Raw genomic sequence first — 19,902 nt, 5'->3', positions numbered from 1 at the left:
ATAACCTCGTCTGACTCTATAAACATTAAAAAACAAGGGAGTAAAAAAGCGCTTACTGTTGCAGAAATCAATGCATTGTCAGCAACTGAGCTTAATAAGTTAGCAGTAAACCAATTACAAAAAGCTGAATGTTCGACAATTAAATCGGTTAAATGCATATCAATTGAATCAATTGGAGCCAGGACAGCTTAAACAACTAACGGCGAATAATGTAGAAAAGCTTAATCAATCTCATGCTAAGAAACGTGCTTCCATTTAACTTCGGTTTGTCTAAGTCAATATTATATATATTCACGCATCAATGTATTGTTTTAATGTGAAACAGAAATATTGATGCTCCTCTCTCTTTTGCTCTAGGCATTTTTGAAGTCATACATGAATGACCGCTGTGGTGGCTTTGCTCTCATTCAACCTGAGCGACTAATTGACAGAAGTCATCATCAAAAGGCTCATGATTTTATCTATGGGGAACGTCCGCTCTACGCCCTGAGACCTTTAACAAGCTTTTTCTTTAAAAAGTAATGGGGAATTCCTATCGCTCAATGCTTTTAAATACTTGGCTTCATTGTATGGCTCTTTAGTTTTCCAACAACGATATATGATCCGTATCCACTTAAATGCTAGCGAACGCACAGCTGCCTGGTGGGTATTACCTTTTTCCCTTTGCTGCTGATAATAAATTTCCGCCCAATAAGATTGCCTTATGCTTTTAGTAGCCCATTCTATAAATGATTGGCGAGTAAATTTAGAACACTGATATCGCCAATGAATCCAGCTCTTTTGACCACTACGCACTGTTACGGGTGCTATCACTGCATACATTTGAATTTCCGATGCGCTATTGAATCGACTACGGTTTTCCCCAATAGCCACTAATAGCCTAGGTGCTAAACACGGGCCAGTACCTGGTAATGATTTATAAAGTTCTGCATCCGGCAAAGCATTAAACAACTCACTAATTTCTCTATCAAAGACCTTAATAACCTTCACAGCAACAAGCAGTTGATTAGCTAATGCAACTGCAAGCAGTTGGTGCGACTCGATAACTGCGTTATCGAGAGTGAGCGGCTCTGCTTCACTAATAGATTGAATTCGCTTAACGCTATATGCCGCAGTACGTCCAGGGTATGAGCCAAAAAACTTTTTCAAGGTATCAGCCCTAGCTCTTTTAAGTTTTTGTAGGTTGGGCCAACGTGTAATGAAATCACAAAATATCCCCGATCCTCGGTGTGAAAACCAATCAAGTAAGTGAGGGTAATATTCTTTAAGTGTAATGATTAATCGGTTGCTGAACCGCCTTTTATCATCAACTAACTTACGACGCTGTTCGACTAGATACGTCAACTTCCTAACCGATTCACTGTCCATTTTTAATGCTTTAATTTTATTGGGATATCTCAGCATTAAATCTAAAGCAAGCTCTGCGTCCGTTGGGTCGTCTTTTGCACCGCTGGGTGAAAAAGCTTTACGGTATTGAGCTAACATTGAAGTGTTAACGGGGTGAATAGTGATAAAATCAAATTTTTGAAGTGCGTAAACGATAGGCCCTTTGGATAGTTCAATAGCAACAGCTATTTGTCCTTTGTATTGCTTATGAAGGCTGGTTATCCATTCATTGATCGACTTAGGTGAGTGCTTAATTACTTCAAACTTTCGTGCACTTGAATTAGCCACTTGAACACATACATCGTGTTTATCATTTGCCCAATCAATACCGATATAAACTGAAAACTTAGTCATAACTACCTCCAATTGTTATTGTCAGCATGTATGCCAAAGCTTTTCGAAAGCGATATAGATAGCGTTTATGGGCAAGCCCTGAGTATTCGTTTTTAAGCTAAGGCGTACCTAAGACATCGAAAGTAAAGCGGTAACCATCGAAATGATATCGTATCAATATTCGTATGAAATAGGCACATGGTCTGAACACCCTAATTATAGTTTTATTCAGACTGAAAGGACTATATCGTATCTAAGTGAACATAAACGTGCCTAATTCCGAAGACTAATTTAGGTCATCAATGTGGAACTAGTTGACCGTTCCAACTACTCGATTGGACTTAAATATCCATTTATCCTGACCTAAAGATACTAATGGAGCACCATTGGAACCCTTAATAAAAAATAAAGAGAAAAGGGCCCCAAATCAAATTCACACTTCATAGCTAATTCCGATAATTTCATATCTCGTTGCAAGTCTCTTTATAGAGATTAATTAGATACTAAAACTGATGTTTTATTACTGAGTTTATGTTCCCTTGGCGCACATTGAAGACATTAGCCTTCTTTTATAATTCAGATTAAATCGAGTATTACTTCTATGGTACTTTCGCCCCGAAGCGAAGTAGAAAAGTAAAATAACACAATGAAGGAATATAAATTAAGTCCAAACGCCTCTAATTAGTTGGCCAAATCAACTAGTGCTTTATCGCTTTTAACAACAACAGCTCCAGTTGCAAACATTGCGGTAGCCATAACCAAAGCGTCAACGCCATTATATAAGCAATATTAACATCATAAAAAAAGCCGATTAAACTCAGCACATAAATAACCATTCTGTTACCGTTCAGTAAATCAAAATGCTTTTTCATAATCATCACCTTGTTCTAACCTGTAAAAGTTAATTCCTATTACTATGTTGCAAGCATTTATTACGCCATTTCATATCATTAAATAAACAATTCATATTTACAGTAAGACTACAGCGAAACTAAATAAACGTCTCAACGAAGTGAAGTGATGTTTATATTATTTATCAATATGTCGCCATCTCTTTAAAAATAAAAGACTTACTTATAGTCGCTTTCCGTTTAACTGATGGCTCAGATACTGCATCTTGCCGTTTTGAATCAGCATACCCGTTGACGTGTTGTGGAGTAAAAAAACATAGATAGAAAAAATAATAATGAAAATACTTTATTTGCATGCATGGTGAGACACCTGTAACACATTTACTAACAGTAGCCCGTTAAATATATAGGCTTCGTGAGGAAGGCTATATGGGGCTGAGGCTGGCATAGAAAGTGCAATTGTCTATATGCACTTAAAAACTTAAGTGCTTAACATGTACATTTCGTATGCAATGGAGAACATAATAATGAATAAAACAAAAATTCTACTCGCTCTACTATTAACCTTTACATTTCAACTCGCTCAAGCTGGCAATGGTATGCCTGGCATGCGCGGAACACAACATTTAGGTTTTACGGTACCAAATGTTAAAGAAGCAACGGCTTTCTTTGCAGACGTTATAGGCTGTGAATCTTTTTATTCGATAGGCCCTTTTGGACCATTCGACAACAACTGGATGACTGATAACTTAAATGTAAACAAAAAAGCAGTTATTAACACTGCGCATCTAATGCGTTGTGGAAATGGTCCTGCGTTAGAAATTTTTGAATACACGTCACCAGATCAAAGAAAAACACTGCCTCGTAATAGTGATATTGGTGGTCATCACCTTGCTTTTTATGTTGATGATATGACCGCAGCTGTAAAATTCCTTGAAGCTAAAGGTATTGAAGTGCTAGGTAAACCTCATACATTTACCGATACAGGAATGGCTGGTTTGACATGGGTTTATTTCATGGCTCCTTGGGGCATGCAACTAGAAATTGTTAGCTATCCATTAGGTCAGGGATATGAGAAAGAAATGGGAAGCAGAATGTGGGATCCGCGCTACTAATAGAAACATAGGAATAGCGCTACCCTTTGTTCGGTAATGCTATTAACCCAAAGGGATAAGCATAGCACTACCTCAAACTAGGTAGTGCTATTAATTAAAAGAGATAAAACCTGTGAAAAAAATACTTGCTCTCATACTAATAATTTACAGTTCGTCTGTGTTCTCTCATTTCTCACACTTTGAGCCAAGAATCATACATTTATACCAAGATAATCAAGACACAATCATTCTCATGAGAATGCCACTGCCACTTATTCTTTTAGATGAAAATTGGAAAGGAATTGATAGCAAGCAAAATATCCCTTATACAAATAAAGTTAACAACTCAGGTTATTTGATTGACCCAGAGAAGATCACAAAAAATTTAGATGACTTTAAAAAAAGTATTACACCGGGTTATACAATTAAAAAAAATGGTGTTGTACAAAATTATCACATTGAATCAATCAACATATTTAATAGTGATGATCGCAAACCATTTAGCAGTTTAAAAACCGCTGAAGAAAATTTTACTAGTGATGTAACAATAAGACCCAGCGCCACAAAACTATTCGATGCGGGCATTGATATTAAATTACGCATATCTAATACCTCAGTAATAAACGATGATATCTCGATAAGTAGCATACTTGGAGATAAGTTTAATGCAATTAATAAACTTGCAAACATTATCAATCTCCATAGAGACATTGCTAATGAATCTGTAACGACAACCTTAGGTATTCTTGATTATTCATCAACTCATCTGCCTAGCATGACACAACAATTAATTAACGGCTTTAGCGATGGATTTATTCATATTTTAATAGGGTTAGATCATGTTTTATTTGTGTTACTTCTTTTTTACAGTGCAGCTAGTTTTTTAAAGCTTTTATCACTTGCAACTGCCTTTACTTTTGGCCATTCATTCAGTTTATTCTTTGGTGACAACATAGCCATAGCATCGCCAATATTCATACCAGGTATAGAACTATTAATTGCACTCACCATTGCTTTCACAGCAATAGCATTATTGTTGAAAAAAGCGCAGCATCTAGGAACCACTCCCCTTTTAGTTATTGGTGTTATTCATGGTTTTGGTTTTTCATTTGTATTCAACGAACTTGAAAAGGAAGGCGCTCAAACAAGCATAACTAATCTACTATCTTTCAATTTTGGTATTGAAGCTGGGCAATTATTTATCTATGCACTGGCCTTCACGATGACAATACTTATTAAAAAACAGACAGTACTCGTTAAAAAATTACCTTACTATGTATCTGTATGTGCACTGGTAATATCAGCTTATTGGGTCGTTACGCGTTCAATGCCCTTATTTGACTACATAGTAATCTGATTTATAGAAATAAGGCGAGTGGGATTCAATATTTATTTGAATTAATGGTCGTTCTATCCCATTCCTCTTTAAAGACTAAAGTAGTGATTACTCTCGGGGGATAAGTAAATATTTATTAACGATTACATACTATGGTGAACATTTAAACTAAACCTAATAGCTTAATGAGTAAACTTATACAATGTAAGAGGCCAATAGGCTGATGTTATTCTAAGAGGTTATTCCAGATTTAGCCCTCATATTTAATCTACTTTATTATCTACAACAACCATCTCTCATACCCCCCTGTTAAGTTAATGACTTGATGACATAGATAACTATATTTCACTTAAAAAAACAGATTAAATCATGGTAAAGCAGGCTGAAAAAATAGCGTATTGGCTCGCCGACTATCACCTTTACCGCTGAATTTTTTTCTCACCCAATTTTTATAGTATAACTTTGAAAACATTATTCTTCGTGTATTCATTGGCTTGAGACACTCGTCTCAAGCTTAAAGTCAAATCAATGGAAATATCTAAAGAAATCACATAAGTCACTGTAAATATGATTAATTTAATGCTTGGCATATCTATTGCTTTAGTACTCATATCTTTAAACAGAGGGTGCAACAATGAAAGATAATAAAAGCTCTATCTCACGTCGTAAATTTTTAGGCAGCGTCGGCTGCGGTGTCGCTGGAACCGTCGTAGCAACGACTATGATTGGATGCGCAAAGGCTTCAGAAAGTGAAGCCAGCTCGATTAGCATGCCTGACTCAGGTCATATCAGCCAAACGATGTTAAAACTGGCGAAAGACATCTACCCCCACGAAATGCTTGAGAACAAATACTATCAAAAGATTGTAGATGATCTTGCTAAGCAAGAAAAAAAGTTGATCGGTGAAGGCATCGCAATGCTTGACCAATTAAGTATTGAGAAACTCGGACAACCTTTCCTGAACGTAGGTTATGAACCAGATCGCATCAGAGTTTTACGTTCTATCGAAGACAATCCATTTTTTATAAAAGTTAGAACAGCACTAATGTTCGGCATTTATGACAACAAAGATCTGTTTCATCTATTTGGCTATCAAGGTTCGTCGTGGGAAAAGGGTGGATACATTGACCGAGGGTTAAACGAACTTGATTGGCTTAACGATTAACCAGATTAACTTAACCATTAATAAAAATGGTATCAAATAAACTTGGGGAAAAAATTATGACAAATATAGCAAAATTCGATCTAGACGATGATGATCTAGTAGTTATTATTGGTTCGGGCGCTGGTGGTGGCACTGTCGCTAATGAGCTCGCGCAAAAAGGTGTTCGCTCGGTAGTATTAGAAGCGGGTAAACGCTTCACACTTGAAGACTTAAAAAACAGTGAATGGGAAATGTTCATGAAGCTGTCGTGGTTGGATAAACGGATTTCAGCCGGTGGTTGGCATCATGCTAAAAACCATTCAGGCTTACCCGCTTGGATTGTAAAAGGTGTTGGCGGTTCATCGATTCATTGGGCTGGCGTATCGCTGCGTTTCAAGCCGCATGAATTTAAAATGAAATCTACCAATGGCGTCATAGAGGGAGCTAACGTTGCTGACTGGCCAATTTCATATGATGATATTGCACCTTATTACGAAAAAGCCGAAGATAAAATGGGAGTTACTGGCACTAAAGCAACGGGAACCCCAGATTTGCCTGAAAACAGCCACACAAAATTGCACAGAGTTGCAGCAGAACGTACAGGAATGACCTTTTCCAATGCGCCCATGGCGATAAACTCAGTAGCTAGAGACGGACGTCCGGCGTGTCAACAAATTGGTTTTTGTATGCAAGGATGTCGAATTGGTGCTAAGTGGTCAACGATGTATACAGAGATCCCAAAGGCTGAAGCGACGGGCTTATGTGAAATTAGACCCAATTCAATGGTGCTAAAAATAGAGCATGATGAAGATGGTCGAGCAAGTGGGGTACATTATGTCGATGAAAATGGTAATAAAAAACTCCAAAAAGCACGGATTGTTTGTGTCGCTGGGAATTCAATAGAATCACCACGTCTTCTACTCAATTCAGCCTCTAAAAAATTCCCAGATGGCTTAGCAAATTCGTCAGGGCAGGTTGGTCGTAATTACATGGGACACGTAACTGGAGGCGTTTACGGTGTATTTCCAAAACCAGTCAATATGCATCGTGGTACGTCTGTCCCCAGTTTAATAACAAGTGAACAACGTAATGATCCAGATCGTGGTTTTGTTGCGGGTTATTCATTAGAAGTTTTATCTCTAGGCTTAGGTTTTTTATCGGCCTTTTTAAAACCCGGTACTAGTGGCTGGGGTAGAGAGGTATCTGAAGCATTAGAGAATTACCAAAATATGGCAGGTGTCTGGATTTGTGGTGAAGATCTACCCGTAGAGACTAATCGCATCACTTTACACCCTACTGAAAAAGATCAAAATGGACTACCCGTCCCCGTTATAACAAAAACAGATCATAACAATGATTTAGTGATGCGTAATCACGCCTACGCCCAAACGGCTAAGCTATACAAATCAGTCGGTGCAACTAAATTACATAACCTGCCTGCTTATCCAAATAGCCACAATATGGGCACAAACCGTATGAGTGAAAAAGCTAGTGACGGCGTGGTAAACAAATGGGGGCAGTCACATGATGTCCCTAATTTATTTATTTCAGACGGAAGTCAATTTGTAACAAGCGCTGCTGTTAATCCTACCCTAACTATTGTTGCTTTGGCTATTCGACAGGCCGAACATATCGCAAAGTTAGTCAAAACGAATGCACTATAGTTAAAATTTTTCGTGGTGTTTTTGCACCGTAATTTATGTATTTTCCCATGCATTTAGGTTTAAAAGACAAGAACACCACATTTTTATTTTAGGAGAAAAAAATGTTACCCACAGAATCACAGCGTATCTGGATGTATCGCAATATGTTGATTAGCCGTTATATGGAAGAACGTATTGAAAGTATTTATATGGAGGGGAAGAAGCCTGTTTTTAATATGGCCAATGGTCCTATTCCCGGAGAGATGCACCTTTCAAATGGTCAAGAGCCATGTGCCGTTGGCGTATGCGCTCATTTAAAGGCTGAAGATGTCGTTACCGCAACCCATCGACCTCATCATATTGCAGTCGCCAAAGGAGTTGATCTTAATAAGATGATGGCCGAAATATTTGGTAAAAAAACAGGATTAAGTGGTGGGCGAGGTGGTCATATGCACTTATTTGATAACGATGTTAATTTCGCTTGTTCGGGCATTATCGCACAAGGTATGGGACCAGCAGTTGGCGCAGCTTTATCTCGAAAATTACAAAAAAAATCGGGCATCGCTATTTCTTATATTGGTGAAGGTGCGGCAAATCAGGGCGCTTTTCATGAAACGCTTAATTTAGCTTCAGTGTGGAAATTACCTGTTATTTTTATTATCGAAGACAATGATTGGGGCATATCAGTTGCGAAATCAACGTCGACGGCAGTTGAAAAAAATAGTATTCGTGCTGCCTCATATGACATGCCAGGTATTCATATTGAAGATAATTGCCCCGACAAAATATTCAGTGCCACTAAAGAAGCGATTGAGCGAGCACGACGTGGTGAAGGTCCAAGCTTAATTGAAATAAAAACATCCCGTTTGGCAGGACATTTCATGGGCGATGCTGAAGATTATCGTCCAAAGGGCGAGAAAGACAAACTCGTCAAAGAAGATCCTATTCCTACTTATCGTCAAAAGTTAATTGATGCAAAAGTTATCACGCTAGATGATGATTTAGTACTTGTTGAAGAAACACAACAAATAGTTGAACAAGCTATTACCTTCGCCCGTGACAGTGAATATCCACAACCAGAAGAAGCCATGCTGCATGTGTTCGCTTAATAATAATTATCTACAGGAGACTTAATATGTCTGCAACTAAAAAACTAACTATTGCGCGTGCTATGGCAGAATCGCTAGCTCAAGAAATGCGCGCGGATCCCAAAGTCTTCATCATGGGCGAAGATATTGCGCAACTTGGTGGAGTATTTGGAAATACTCGAGGCTTGTATGATGAATTTGGTGGGGAACGGGTTCGTGATACACCGATTTCAGAAACCGCCTTTATCGGTGCTGGAGTCGGCGCTGCAATGGATGGCATGCGCCCAGTAGTTGAATTAATGTTTGTTGATTTTTTTGGTGTTTGCTTTGATGCCATATACAACATGATGGCAAAAAACATCTATTTCTCAGGCGGTAATTCACACGTCCCAATGGTGATAATGGCTTCCACTGGTGCAGGTTATAGTGATGGTGGGCAACACTCCCAGTGTCTTTATGGTACTTTTGCCCATTTACCCGGTATGAAGGTTGTTGCACCCAGTAATGCTTATGATGCAAAAGGCTTAATGACAGCTGCGATTCGTGACAACAGTCCTGTTATTTATTTGTTCCACAAAGGATTACAAGGTATGGGTTGGCTAGGAAATGAGCCCGCGGCAATTAATCAGGTGCCTGAAGAGAACTATGAATTAGAAATTGGTAAAGCAAGAACGGTCGTTGAAGGCGCAGATATCAGCATTGTGAGTCTTGGGATCGGGGTGCATCATGCATTAAAAGCAGCACAAGAACTAGAGAAACAAAATATCAGTATCGAAGTTGTCGATCTTTGTTCATTGGTGCCGTTAGACCGAGAACATATTATCGCATCCGTTAAAAAGACGGGACGACTATTGGTTGTTGATGAGGATTATCATAGTTTTGGTGTTAGTGGAGAAATTATAGCTTCAGTGACTGAACATGATCATAAGATGCTTAAAACACCACCATGTCGTATCACTTTCCCAGACATTCCGATCCCGTTTAGTAGACCAATGGAACAATGGGCGCTGCCGTCCACCGAAAAAATAATTAATGTATGTTTAAACATGATGGAGAGTAAATAAATGACTCAGTCAATAATAGTGCCTATGGATTTATGGGAAGAAGATGAAGAAGCTGTTATTACCGCTTGGCTTGTAGATAACGACAGTGAAGTGTCTACAGGACAGTTAGTGGCAGAAGTGATGGTCGAGAAGATTCAGTACGAAATCAATTCAACCTGTGACGGTATAATATCCATTATCAGTGAAGAAGACGATGTCGTGAATAAAGGAAGCGTAATAGCAGAGGTATCTTAAATGGAACAATCTATCAATGATTCAACCTACACTGTGCCATTGCGTGGTGTTAGGGGAGCAATCGCAAAAAAAATGCAGCAAAGCTTACAGACTAGCGCGCAGCTTACTTTACATGCAGAAGCCAATATTTCGCCTTTACTGCATTTAAAACGACAATTATCGGAACAAGGAGAAAATGTATCAATACAAGATTTGTTGCATTATGTGGTGATTGAAACACTTATAAAACATATGGATCTGAACGCTAAAGTTGAAGATAACAACATTGTTTATTATCGTGATATCAATTTGTCTTTTGCGCTAAGTTTGGATCAAAATATCTTGGTGACACCAACTATTTTTTCAGCTCAAAATTTAACCGTAAGTGAATTACAACAAGCTCGACATAACGCCACTAAAAAAGCCAAACAAAATGAACTTAAACCAAATGATTATATGGGAGGAACGATTACAGTCACGAATTTAGGATTAACCAGAGTTAAACACTTTACGCCCATTTTAAACGCCCCTCAAATCGCTATCTTAGGCTTAGGTGCGACCAGCGAATGTGTAAAACCTAATGCTAAAGGTGAGTTTGAAGCGGTTAAAATGATGGGACTCTCATTAACGATAGATCATCGAGCAATAGATGGTTCGCCGGCCGCTAATTTTTTATCGGATATCTGTACTCATATAGAGGAGATTATCCTTGCCTAATCCGATGGCGTTAATGTCGATATCTGCAACTCAAGCGCTAGAGTGGGAAAAACAGGCTTTAGCTAAAGTGCTTATCGATCAAACGCCTCGTTTTCTTATTTGGGAGCCAGTAGAAAATGTAATGGTGCTCCCAGCATCAAATAAGTGGCTAGCCACACCACAATTAACTACTCATATGGCAAAACTTGGTTGGCAAATAGAACAACGAAAAACCGGTGGTTCACCGGTTCCTCAAGCGCCAGGCGTGTTTAATCTAAGCATGGTCTACCCATGGCCTAATGAAGTAGAATTTTCAACGACGAAAAGCTATCAATTATTGATCGATATTTTGGAACTATGGTTATCCAATTATGGGGTCAGTGCTGAAACAGGTGAGGTCAAGGGCGCTTATTGTAATGGCGCTTTTAATTTATCTATAAATAATAAAAAATTTATTGGAACTGCGCAGAAAATGCGCAGAACGAGTGCTGTTAATAGTAATAGAAAAGTTGGTGTTTTAGCCCATGCCTTTATTCTAATCAACCCCAAAATTACCAACTTAGTCGATGCCGTAAATCAATGTTACCGGCAATCTGGTCATTCTGAGGTTTTTAGTCGAGAGGCTATGACATCACTAACAGAGCACAACGGAGATGCTAACGTGAATTATAACAAGCTGGCAAACGACCTTCATCAGTCTGCACAATCTGTGATTGATAATTACCTGGCTATTATATGAACTGTTATAGGTATATAGTAAGGATAAGCTAAATAACAAAGACAAGGATGCGTAATATATTAAGGAAATAAAATGAGAACTTCCATCATTGATGAACATCTATCTAATGTTTATAGATCAATTGAGAGTAATGAGTTAGATTCAGAAAAAAACTTAGTCACTAGTTCATGGAAACGCTGTATTCAAACCTTTAAGCTTGACCCTTTGGGCCGACATGGTTCACGCGTTCTTACCCAGTCTGAATTGCAAAATCATACCTCCCCTATGGAAGAATTTATCATTACGGCAAGAGAGGGGATGGAAAATTTATACTCACAAGTAGAAGCATTAGATTATGTTGTTTTACTTTGTGATAAAAACGCTGTTACGGTTGATTTTATTGGTAATAATCGCTTAACCAAAGACTTAAGAAACGCAGGGTTATATTTGGGTGCTGACTGGAATGAACGTCATGCTGGAACCTGCGCAGTCGGTACAATTATCAACGAGCTTGTTCCGCTAACAATTCACCAACAAGATCATTTTGACATCGTAAATACAACGTTAACTTGCTCTGCCTCACCTATTTTAGATCATAATGGTCAGCTATTGGCTGTACTTGATGTCTCAGCGCTTTCTTCACCAAAAGAAAAAACGAGTCAACACTTGTTGCTTAAATTGGTACAGATGCATGCTGGACTTATTGAGGCCGCTAATTTTTTAAATTATTATAGCAATTCCACAATTTTAAAATTCGATATAAACATTAGTGCTCTGAATACTTATTGTCCAAATTTAATTGCTTTGGATAGTAACAATGTAGTGATTGCGGCGAATCAAAATGCTCGAACAATTATTGCGAGAGAACTTGGAATTAATGACATCAGATCACAGTTACTCACTGGATTTGATATCACTTCGTTATTTCAATTAGGAGCAGGTCTTAACAACTCTTCTGCACAGATTATTATCAAATCGAAAAACACGGGCATTGCATTTTATTGCAATTTCCAACCACCACGCATTAAAATCAGAAATACGGTGTTAAACCAAACTAGCTCAATTAAGCAAGACAACACAAAGCCGATTGCCGCAGAAATTGACAAAATTGCGGGATCCGATCCCGTGATGCAGAAAGTAAAATTGCTGCTCAATAAATTTTCTCCAACTGATATTAATATGTTGATCCAAGGTGAAACAGGGACTGGCAAAGAAGTCTTGGCTAATGCTATTCATCTGTGTAGTAATCGTCGTAAAGGACCGTTTATAGCTGTTAATTGTGCGGCTCTGCCTGATTCTCTCATTGAAAGTGAGTTGTTTGGTTATAAAGCGGGAAGTTTTACCGGTGCGAGCAGCAAAGGTAAAACGGGACTCATTCTCGCCGCGGATAAAGGAACGTTATTTTTAGACGAAATCGGAGATATGCCCGCTACCCTGCAAACTCGATTATTAAGAGTATTGGCAGAAAAAGTAGTGACACCCGTAGGTTCTGATCAAGCAATTGCTGTAGACTTTCGTCTTATTAGCGCTACTCATCAAGATATCTCACCACAAATTGATTCGGAACAGTCTACCTTCAGAGCCGATTTATATCATCGTCTAAATGGTGCAACAATTAATTTACCCGCATTACGTGATCGTCAAGATCTGCACTATTTAGTATCATGTCTTGTTAGCAGTGAGTCGAAAATTGGTTTATCGAAAGAGGCAATGCAAATACTCGCTGAATATTCTTGGCCAGGTAATATCCGTGAATTAAAAAATGTCATCAGTTACGCCAGTACTCTGTGCGATGATAATACCATCACACCTGAACATTTACCTGAATATGTATTTGATTGTACCCCATTTATTTTCAACGAAAATGAGGGGACACACATACAGCATGCTGAAATTTTGCCTGAACAAGGGCAAAAGATATTAGACACCTTGAGACACAATAATTGGAATGCAACTGAAACGGCGAAACAGTTAGCAATTGGTAGAGCAACACTTTATCGAAAAATGAAAAAGTACAGTATTGTTTCTCCCAATAATTCAGATGTAGATAGTACAGATAATACAATCTAGAACACCTTACGTTTTAACAGAGCTTAACAGCCTGTTATTATTTTTCGTAACCAACAACAGACTAATTAATATCAAGCCTTGTTAAGCGATTGCAGGGCTTACTCCTTTCGATAACATCTTTACCATAAAGCCATTGATACTGTGGAGTATAGAATACGAAGAAAAGCTCAACCGAGAAATAAGCTGTCAGCTTGCCGCTTATTGTTTGGCTAGTCTCGTTTGTACAAAGCTTCTATCGTACTGGACTCTATCGTGTGTGCATTTATCATGTAGCCCGCTAATGCGCCAGAAGCATCTGCTGATAATTCAAGTTTATCGACAGAAAGCGCATATACAGTAAAGCGGTAGTGATGTACGCCATGACCTTTAGGTGGACACGCACCACCGAAACCTCTACTGCCAAAATCATTTTGTATTTGTTTACTACCCGTTGGTGCACTATTGGTTTTCGTATTGCCAGCGTCCGTTGATATTTCCATTACGGTTATTGGGATATTAACAACTTGCCAATGCCACCAACCACTACCTGTGGGGGCATCTGCATCGTAGGCGGTAATAGCATAACTTTTTGTGCCTTTTGGCGCGTTTGACCATTTAAGGTGTGGCGAAAAATCGCCACCGGAACAACCAAACCCATTGTATTCCTGTGCTTTAGGCATAAACTCTCCTTGAGCGATATCCTCGCTGGATAACGTAAGAGAGGCAGAAAATAGGTGAGTTGAGACGATAAGTAATAAAACGGGTAGAAGTTTAAGTTGATGATGCATAATAATCCTTGTGATTTTTGTAATTGTTTTTTGTAATTAATTTATTACCTACTGTTTTTCATTCCAATTACCTGTGTATCAACGTCAAGACAATTTAGCGATACAGCCTTAAAATTAAGCCGTATCGCTATCACAGTATTACTTTTTAACTCTAAATAAACTAACTTAATCTATTGACGAAATTAAAAGAATAAAACCATGCCTGTACTGACAGTATTAGCTTCTGCATCCCCAAACCCAGTTTGAGAGGTAGTATGAGCGGTGTATTCCACCGTCCACAACAAACCTGGTGATACATCTCGAGCATAAAGTAAAGTGAAGCTTTCATTCTTTGCTCCATCAATATCATCATTTTCAGTTATACCATATTGTGCAGACAATTTATTTGCGCCAAATTTGTAGGCAACATTAGCAAGATAACCTGAAGTTTCAACTGCTTCACCTGCAGCATCGAGTGCACCAAGGAACATAACACCATCACCTAGTGCATCCCCTTTGAATCCTGACAAGTTAGCAGTAAAATCACCTAACACTAATTTTCCGCCTAGCTCATAGCCTTTTGCTCTCATCGATTTTCCACCAAGAGCCTCCGACATCTCTGCTTCTTGAGTAACAAATGAAGCCCAAAGTTTACTGCCGCCTTCAATACTATAAGTTACAGAACCTTGAATCTGAGGACTGTCAGTTACATTATAAATTGGAGCATCAAAATTTGCCTGTATAGCTAGAGGTTGAAATAAGCCAATATTACCTTGAAGCCCATTCACAACAGGACTTGAATAAGAAATTTGAGGCTGAAATGACATAAAAGTATAACCAGTAGCTACCGCACCAAATGTCGTATTTAGACCGCCAGCTGTATTTGCTTGAGTACCAACACTAGGAACCGTTATATCTGAAAATGTGGCATCTACTTGAAAGATTGCTGCATCACGACCTATCTTTAATGTACCCATATCTGATGTTACGCTTAAATAGAGATTACGCACATCATTAACGGCTACTGCACCGGCGAAACGTGCTGCTTGACCACCTGAAGTAGCTGGGTTAGATGTACCTGGTGAGAAGCCAAAGTGTGCCTTAATATCAAGGCCACTATCTGTCGTGGTGGTTGCAATAAAGTTAATCCAACCGGGTAAAAAGCCATTCTGTATTGATGCTGTCTCTTGACCGTCTTCGGACCCTGCACATGCTGAAAACGTACTCCATGCCGATGGGTTGGCATCTAGTTTACATTCAGTTTGAGTGTAATACCCTCCGATTATACCATTGATATCCATAGTCCAGTCACCTTCGCTAAAGCTAATAGCTTGTGCAGTGCTTGATAACATAGCTACCGTTAAAGCAGAGTATTTTGTGATGTTAAGTAATTTATTTTTCATGTAAACCCCTAGTAAGTTAATTAGTTTTTAACGCGTTATATTTTTTATTGCGTCATCGGGGATATAGCGTATTTCGTGCCAATTCAAACTGAACAACAATAAAAAAAAACAAGTAAAAATAAAAATTAACTTTAATTTCAGAGGATTACATTACTAATAATGTATTTTTATATACAAATAAAAATACATTTTGGCTAAATTTTTAATGAGTTTATAGTTTAAATAGGTATTAATAACCTGAGAGTGATACACCTGGATCTATGTGAAAAACAGAGGTGAATATGAACTGTATAATTTAACTAATGGGATGAATTTATCGGCTTCTAATTCTAGTCGAATCTCACCTTGAGGGAGCTTGGGTATACACCTGTTGGTTTATCCCCTAGATATTGTCCAAGAAGTTCATCTTGTTTTAAACACCACCAATACTTCAACCCTTTATATCTCTTTATTGCGATGGAACACATGTCTCACTGTTCTACTAATGGATTAATGCTTTGACTATTCTATCGTATATCCTCTGAGGGCAATGAATATACTAGATCACGAGTACAGACTCATGAAGTTGCTGTATTCATAGCTGGTATCGTCGTTAATAACGTTAACGTTAGACCAACAGCCATAACAAAACACTAACCACTTGATAAAACTACACAATCATATTATTTAATAGGATTTTTTGGCAACTGGTGCATTTCTTGCTCTGACCTTATCGTGGGTTTATTTTAAATATAGGATTTTTTATGGGTGGTATCAGTATTTGGCAATTAGTGATGATTGCAGTGATTGTCGTTTTATTATTTGGCACTAAAAAATTAAAAAATTTAGGAGCTGACTTAGGTTCATCTATTAAAGGTTTTAAAAAAGCAATAACCGATGTCGATGACGAAGATAGAACCGAATCAAAAAATGATGTGTTAGCAGACACCTCAAACACTGAAGCAAGAGTTGAAGTCGATGTAAAAGAAAAAGATAAAGCATAACTGATGTTTGATATAGGTTTTTTTGAGCTCTTGTTAGTTTCAATCATTGGCTTAGTTGTTCTAGGACCAGAGCGCCTCCCCGTGGCAGTACGTACTATTCGCGGTTGGATCAGCGACATCAAAAGTTTCAGTAATAGCGTGAAAACGGAATTAACGGGGGAGTTAAATATTAAAGAACTTAATGATAATTTAAAAAAAGTGGAAGGGCTTAATTTACAAAACTTGTCACCGGAAGTTACCGAGTCTTTGAACACGTTAAAAGACGCGGCTGAGTCTGTTTATCATCCTAACAAAAAAGAAAATAATAATTAATGAGTTCTTCAACTAACCAACACCTATTATTCGACCATTTAATTGAATTAAGATCTAGGTTACTTAAAGCTGTCTTGTCTGTTTTAGTATTTTTTTGTTCGATGATCTACTTTGCTAATGATATTTATGCGTATGTTTCCTTGCCTTTATTGGCCGTTATGCCTGAGAGCGGGCAAATGATTGCAACAGGTGTTGCTTCATCATTTTTTGCTCCTTTTAAATTGACTATCGTTTTAGCTATCTTCATCAGTATGCCTTACATATTATTTCAAATATGGTCGTTTATCGCACCGGGCTTATATCGCAATGAAAAAAAATTAATGGGCCCCTTAATGCTTGGGAGTAGCTTTCTTTTTTATGGCGGTATTTCTTTTGCGTATTACGTGGTCTTTCCGATTGTTTTTGCATTTTTTACTTCTGTTGCACCCGAAGGAGTAAATATTGCTACTGACATTAGTAGCTATCTTGATTTTGTTTTAAAGCTGTTTTTTGCTTTTGGCATCGTATTTGAAATCCCTATTGTGATTATCTTATTATGTTGGACAGGTTTTACGACTCCGAAGAGCTTACGAGAAAAAAGACCCTATGTTGCTGTTGGATCTTTTGTTATTGCGATGTTATTAACACCGCCAGATATCATTTCTCAAACCTTATTAGCGATACCTATGCTTTTGCTATTTGAGTTTGGCGTTTTTATTTCCTCAATTTATTATACGAAAAGTGACGATGAACACGCCGAGGAAGAAAATAATGAATAATAAAGTCATTAAACCTATATTTATTGCCACAATAATTGTGGGCATAATTTCACTGATAAGTTTTATTAGCCAGCAAATATTTAATTCAATAATAATTACCACTGCCGCCTCTGGCGCCGCCGTTTTTATAAGTGTGGCTTCTCTTACTCATAAACTAGCCACTTCGACAACGCTGCTTAATCTCTCCTATATAAATGCCAACGAAGAACATAGCAACCTTGCAAATGTTGGTGAGAAAATAGGAAGTAAAGCGAGTGAGCTTGCTATTAACTCCGCCGAGGTCAGCTTTTTTTTAGAGCAACTTAGCAGTGCCATTGTAAAATCAAGTGAAGATGTTGACCGGCTTGCTACGGCTGCTGAGCAAATGTCTGTCAATAGCAAACAAATCAATGATAATGCTGCTATTGCCTCAGAGCAATCAAACCAAGCAATGCTAGCCAGTTCATCAAGCCATCAGCAATTAACGACCAATATAAAAATAGTAAACCAGTTGAGCATGGCAGTAAATAATGCCTCAGTTAAAATACAATTTCTTGAAAAAAAAGCACTAGAAATTCAAAGTATTACTGATGTTATTGATGCTATTTCTTCACAAACAAATTTGCTGGCACTCAATGCTGCCATTGAAGCCGCACGTGCTGGAGAGCATGGTAGAGGTTTTGCTGTTGTTGCTGATGAAGTAAGATCTTTAGCAGCAAAAACGGCAGATGCTACCAGTCAGATTGGCGACATGTTAAAACAAATGGGCGATGAAACCAGTGAAACCACAGCGGTTATGTTAGAAATTGTCCAACAAACGAACAGTGTAGTCACCACAATGACAGACTTGTCATTGTCATTTGAACAGATAGACCAACTGATGTCAGACTCTTCAGGCGCAAGCGATCAAATAAGTCATGCACTTCAAGAGCAAGACCTAGCGGCTGCTGAAATATCAACCTCGGTGGTCAACTTACATGATTTTCTAATAGACAAAAGCAAAGAAACTCAACAAGTTTCAATTCAAGCTTCGAGTTTATCAACCAGTACAGAATCAATATTTGTCCAGCTATCTGTGTTCGACAGTAAAACCCTAATTACGTCAATGTGTAATCAAGCACAACTTGCCGCAGATAAAGTGGGTAAGTTATTTGAAAAGAGTATTATTGATAAAAGCATTACAATGCAGCAGCTATTCGACTTTAATTATCAAACAATTGGCAATACGGAACCAGCAAAATTCTCGACTAGTTTTGACAGCTTTACTGATAGAGTATTACCGAGAATTCAAGATCCTTTATTGCAAGAATTTAACGATATGATCTATGCTGGTGCTGTTGACATCAATGGATATTTCCCCACTCATAACAAGTGTTTTTCTAAACCTTTAACTGGTAACCCTACATTGGATGTAGCCAATAATCGCACTAAACGCATGTTTAATGATGCCACAGGTATTCGTTGTGCTAAAAACATAGATAGCTTTTTATTACAAACTTACAAACGCGATACTGGTGAGATAATGCACGATGTTTCCGCACCAATTTTCATTCAAGGTAAACATTGGGGGGGCTTTAGAATTGGTTTTAAAGCTTAAAGGTGAAAATTAGCAGTAGTGCTATAGATCTTGGATAGCGTTTTTGCTGCTTGGCTTTTTTTAGCCATTTCCCTAAAAAGATATTTTCACTGACAGATCGATAAGTAACTTTGCCGATATGTTGCTCTGAGGTTAGTGCGATCAAACCACCTAAAATCAAATTATAGAGATCGGTTGATTTATTAAATTGTAGTTCTTTCATTGATTTCGGTTTTTCTGGCTATTGATTAATGAGATAAACCTCACTTAAGCGAATATCAAGCCAATGTTCACGTTTAACTAACCAACTGATAAATATATAAATATTAATTTTTTCAAAACGAGTATGCAATCTAGTGAGTACAATTCTTCTCATGTTTATTTTTTAATGGGTAGATTTACTCCTACCTTTACGGAACACGCCTTTGTCTGCCGACCATACGTTTTAACAAACAATGGAATATCAGGTATTGAATTAGATGGTGGTTCGTATGTATTGCAGGTTTATG

19 protein-coding genes are annotated in these 19,902 nt (G+C 38.0%); 14 read left to right on the top strand and 5 right to left on the bottom strand.

Annotated features, from left to right (window positions below):
• Positions 1-495 precede the first annotated feature (495 nt).
• Both CPS_RS13700 and CPS_RS23750 read right to left on the bottom strand, forming a co-directional pair.
• A complete protein-coding gene (locus CPS_RS13700) occupies positions 496-1,740 on the bottom strand; it encodes an IS110-like element ISCps4 family transposase (protein ID WP_011043846.1) in 1,245 nt (414 codons plus the stop codon).
• Between the two features lie 677 nt (positions 1,741-2,417).
• Complete coding sequence (locus CPS_RS23750; protein ID WP_011043845.1) at positions 2,418-2,591, bottom strand: hypothetical protein; 174 nt, start codon at positions 2,589-2,591, stop codon at positions 2,418-2,420.
• Positions 2,592-3,097: 506 nt separating this feature from the next.
• Between CPS_RS23750 and CPS_RS13695 the strand changes: the two genes are divergently transcribed.
• From CPS_RS13695 to CPS_RS13650, 10 genes are all read left to right on the top strand, one after another.
• Positions 3,098-3,685 (top strand): VOC family protein, encoded by a 588-nt coding sequence (locus CPS_RS13695; RefSeq protein ID WP_041737030.1) that lies wholly within the window; start codon positions 3,098-3,100, stop codon positions 3,683-3,685.
• 112 nt (positions 3,686-3,797) lie between these two features.
• Positions 3,798-5,021: a HupE/UreJ family protein gene (locus tag CPS_RS22925; protein ID WP_011043843.1), complete on the top strand. Its 1,224-nt coding sequence runs from the start codon at positions 3,798-3,800 to the stop codon at positions 5,019-5,021.
• Positions 5,022-5,634: 613 nt separating this feature from the next.
• A complete protein-coding gene (locus CPS_RS13685) occupies positions 5,635-6,165 on the top strand; it encodes a transcriptional initiation protein Tat (RefSeq protein ID WP_011043841.1) in 531 nt (176 codons plus the stop codon).
• Between the two features lie 56 nt (positions 6,166-6,221).
• Positions 6,222-7,808: a GMC family oxidoreductase gene (locus tag CPS_RS13680; RefSeq protein ID WP_011043840.1), complete on the top strand. Its 1,587-nt coding sequence runs from the start codon at positions 6,222-6,224 to the stop codon at positions 7,806-7,808.
• 101 nt (positions 7,809-7,909) lie between these two features.
• Positions 7,910-8,896: a thiamine pyrophosphate-dependent dehydrogenase E1 component subunit alpha gene (locus CPS_RS13675; protein WP_011043839.1), complete on the top strand. Its 987-nt coding sequence runs from the start codon at positions 7,910-7,912 to the stop codon at positions 8,894-8,896.
• Positions 8,897-8,922: 26 nt separating this feature from the next.
• The gene (locus tag CPS_RS13670) at positions 8,923-9,939 is read left to right on the top strand and encodes an alpha-ketoacid dehydrogenase subunit beta (protein WP_011043838.1); all 1,017 of its coding nucleotides are present in this window, start codon (positions 8,923-8,925) and stop codon (positions 9,937-9,939) included.
• Positions 9,940-10,173: a biotin/lipoyl-containing protein gene (locus tag CPS_RS13665; RefSeq protein ID WP_041737028.1), complete on the top strand. Its 234-nt coding sequence runs from the start codon at positions 9,940-9,942 to the stop codon at positions 10,171-10,173.
• Entirely contained in the window at positions 10,174-10,869 is a 696-nt protein-coding gene (locus tag CPS_RS13660; RefSeq protein ID WP_041737026.1) for a 2-oxo acid dehydrogenase subunit E2, read from the top strand.
• Positions 10,862-11,587, top strand: a complete 726-nt coding sequence (locus CPS_RS13655; protein ID WP_101154976.1) for a lipoyl protein ligase domain-containing protein — start codon at positions 10,862-10,864, stop codon at positions 11,585-11,587. Before CPS_RS13660 ends, CPS_RS13655 begins: the two co-directional genes overlap by 8 nt.
• A gap of 72 nt (positions 11,588-11,659) precedes the next feature.
• Positions 11,660-13,636, top strand: a complete 1,977-nt coding sequence (locus CPS_RS13650; protein ID WP_011043836.1) for a sigma-54-dependent Fis family transcriptional regulator — start codon at positions 11,660-11,662, stop codon at positions 13,634-13,636.
• Between the two features lie 209 nt (positions 13,637-13,845).
• Here CPS_RS13650 and CPS_RS13645 read toward each other — a convergent pair whose 3' ends face one another.
• Both CPS_RS13645 and CPS_RS13640 read right to left on the bottom strand, forming a co-directional pair.
• On the bottom strand, positions 13,846-14,403 hold the full coding sequence (locus CPS_RS13645; protein ID WP_011043835.1) for a YbhB/YbcL family Raf kinase inhibitor-like protein: 558 nt from the start codon (positions 14,401-14,403) through the stop codon (positions 13,846-13,848).
• Positions 14,404-14,585: 182 nt separating this feature from the next.
• A complete protein-coding gene (locus CPS_RS13640) occupies positions 14,586-15,785 on the bottom strand; it encodes a porin (RefSeq protein WP_011043834.1) in 1,200 nt (399 codons plus the stop codon).
• A gap of 743 nt (positions 15,786-16,528) precedes the next feature.
• Here CPS_RS13640 and tatA point away from each other — a divergent pair.
• Genes tatA through CPS_RS13620 form a run of 4 tightly spaced genes read left to right on the top strand, consistent with a single transcriptional unit; the run spans position 16,529 to position 19,414 of the window.
• Complete coding sequence (gene tatA, locus CPS_RS13635; RefSeq protein WP_011043833.1) at positions 16,529-16,768, top strand: twin-arginine translocase TatA/TatE family subunit; 240 nt, start codon at positions 16,529-16,531, stop codon at positions 16,766-16,768.
• A gap of 3 nt (positions 16,769-16,771) precedes the next feature.
• Positions 16,772-17,080 carry a Sec-independent protein translocase protein TatB gene (gene tatB, locus CPS_RS13630; RefSeq protein ID WP_011043832.1) on the top strand — a complete coding sequence of 103 codons (309 nt, stop codon included), beginning with the start codon at positions 16,772-16,774 and terminating at the stop codon, positions 17,078-17,080.
• Positions 17,080-17,838, top strand: a complete 759-nt coding sequence (tatC, locus tag CPS_RS13625; RefSeq protein ID WP_011043831.1) for a twin-arginine translocase subunit TatC — start codon at positions 17,080-17,082, stop codon at positions 17,836-17,838. Before tatB ends, tatC begins: the two co-directional genes overlap by 1 nt.
• Complete coding sequence (locus CPS_RS13620; RefSeq protein WP_011043830.1) at positions 17,831-19,414, top strand: methyl-accepting chemotaxis protein; 1,584 nt, start codon at positions 17,831-17,833, stop codon at positions 19,412-19,414. Before tatC ends, CPS_RS13620 begins: the two co-directional genes overlap by 8 nt.
• Here the strand turns inward: CPS_RS13620 and CPS_RS13615 are convergent.
• A complete protein-coding gene (locus tag CPS_RS13615; RefSeq protein WP_011043829.1) occupies positions 19,404-19,616 on the bottom strand; it encodes a DUF2913 family protein in 213 nt (70 codons plus the stop codon). The genes CPS_RS13620 and CPS_RS13615 overlap by 11 nt on opposite strands.
• Between the last annotated feature and the right edge of the window lie 286 nt (positions 19,617-19,902).

It is taken from the genome of Colwellia psychrerythraea 34H (assembly GCF_000012325.1).
GTDB classification, from domain to species: Bacteria; Pseudomonadota; Gammaproteobacteria; order Enterobacterales; family Alteromonadaceae; genus Colwellia; species Colwellia psychrerythraea_A.
The sequence above is the reverse complement of the archived record's forward strand: the minus strand, read 5'-3'. Positions and strand labels throughout refer to the sequence as shown.

Bases quoted from the DNA above. Each gene is read 5' to 3' on its own strand.
- CPS_RS13700 (WP_011043846.1), bottom strand. From the start codon at position 1,740: ATGACTAAGTTTTCAGTTTATATCGGTATTGATTGGGCAAATGATAAA.
- CPS_RS23750 (WP_011043845.1), bottom strand. From the start codon at position 2,591: ATGAAAAAGCATTTTGATTTACTGAACGGTAACAGAATGGTTATTTAT.
- CPS_RS13695 (WP_041737030.1), top strand. From the start codon at position 3,098: ATGAATAAAACAAAAATTCTACTCGCTCTACTATTAACCTTTACATTT.
- CPS_RS13685 (WP_011043841.1), top strand. From the start codon at position 5,635: ATGAAAGATAATAAAAGCTCTATCTCACGTCGTAAATTTTTAGGCAGC.
- CPS_RS13680 (WP_011043840.1), top strand. From the start codon at position 6,222: ATGACAAATATAGCAAAATTCGATCTAGACGATGATGATCTAGTAGTT.
- CPS_RS13675 (WP_011043839.1), top strand. From the start codon at position 7,910: ATGTTACCCACAGAATCACAGCGTATCTGGATGTATCGCAATATGTTG.
- CPS_RS13670 (WP_011043838.1), top strand. From the start codon at position 8,923: ATGTCTGCAACTAAAAAACTAACTATTGCGCGTGCTATGGCAGAATCG.
- CPS_RS13665 (WP_041737028.1), top strand. From the start codon at position 9,940: ATGACTCAGTCAATAATAGTGCCTATGGATTTATGGGAAGAAGATGAA.
- CPS_RS13660 (WP_041737026.1), top strand. From the start codon at position 10,174: ATGGAACAATCTATCAATGATTCAACCTACACTGTGCCATTGCGTGGT.
- CPS_RS13650 (WP_011043836.1), top strand. From the start codon at position 11,660: ATGAGAACTTCCATCATTGATGAACATCTATCTAATGTTTATAGATCA.
- CPS_RS13645 (WP_011043835.1), bottom strand. From the start codon at position 14,403: ATGCATCATCAACTTAAACTTCTACCCGTTTTATTACTTATCGTCTCA.
- CPS_RS13640 (WP_011043834.1), bottom strand. From the start codon at position 15,785: ATGAAAAATAAATTACTTAACATCACAAAATACTCTGCTTTAACGGTA.
- tatA (WP_011043833.1), top strand. From the start codon at position 16,529: ATGGGTGGTATCAGTATTTGGCAATTAGTGATGATTGCAGTGATTGTC.
- tatB (WP_011043832.1), top strand. From the start codon at position 16,772: ATGTTTGATATAGGTTTTTTTGAGCTCTTGTTAGTTTCAATCATTGGC.
- tatC (WP_011043831.1), top strand. From the start codon at position 17,080: ATGAGTTCTTCAACTAACCAACACCTATTATTCGACCATTTAATTGAA.
- CPS_RS13620 (WP_011043830.1), top strand. From the start codon at position 17,831: ATGAATAATAAAGTCATTAAACCTATATTTATTGCCACAATAATTGTG.
- CPS_RS13615 (WP_011043829.1), bottom strand. From the start codon at position 19,616: ATGAAAGAACTACAATTTAATAAATCAACCGATCTCTATAATTTGATT.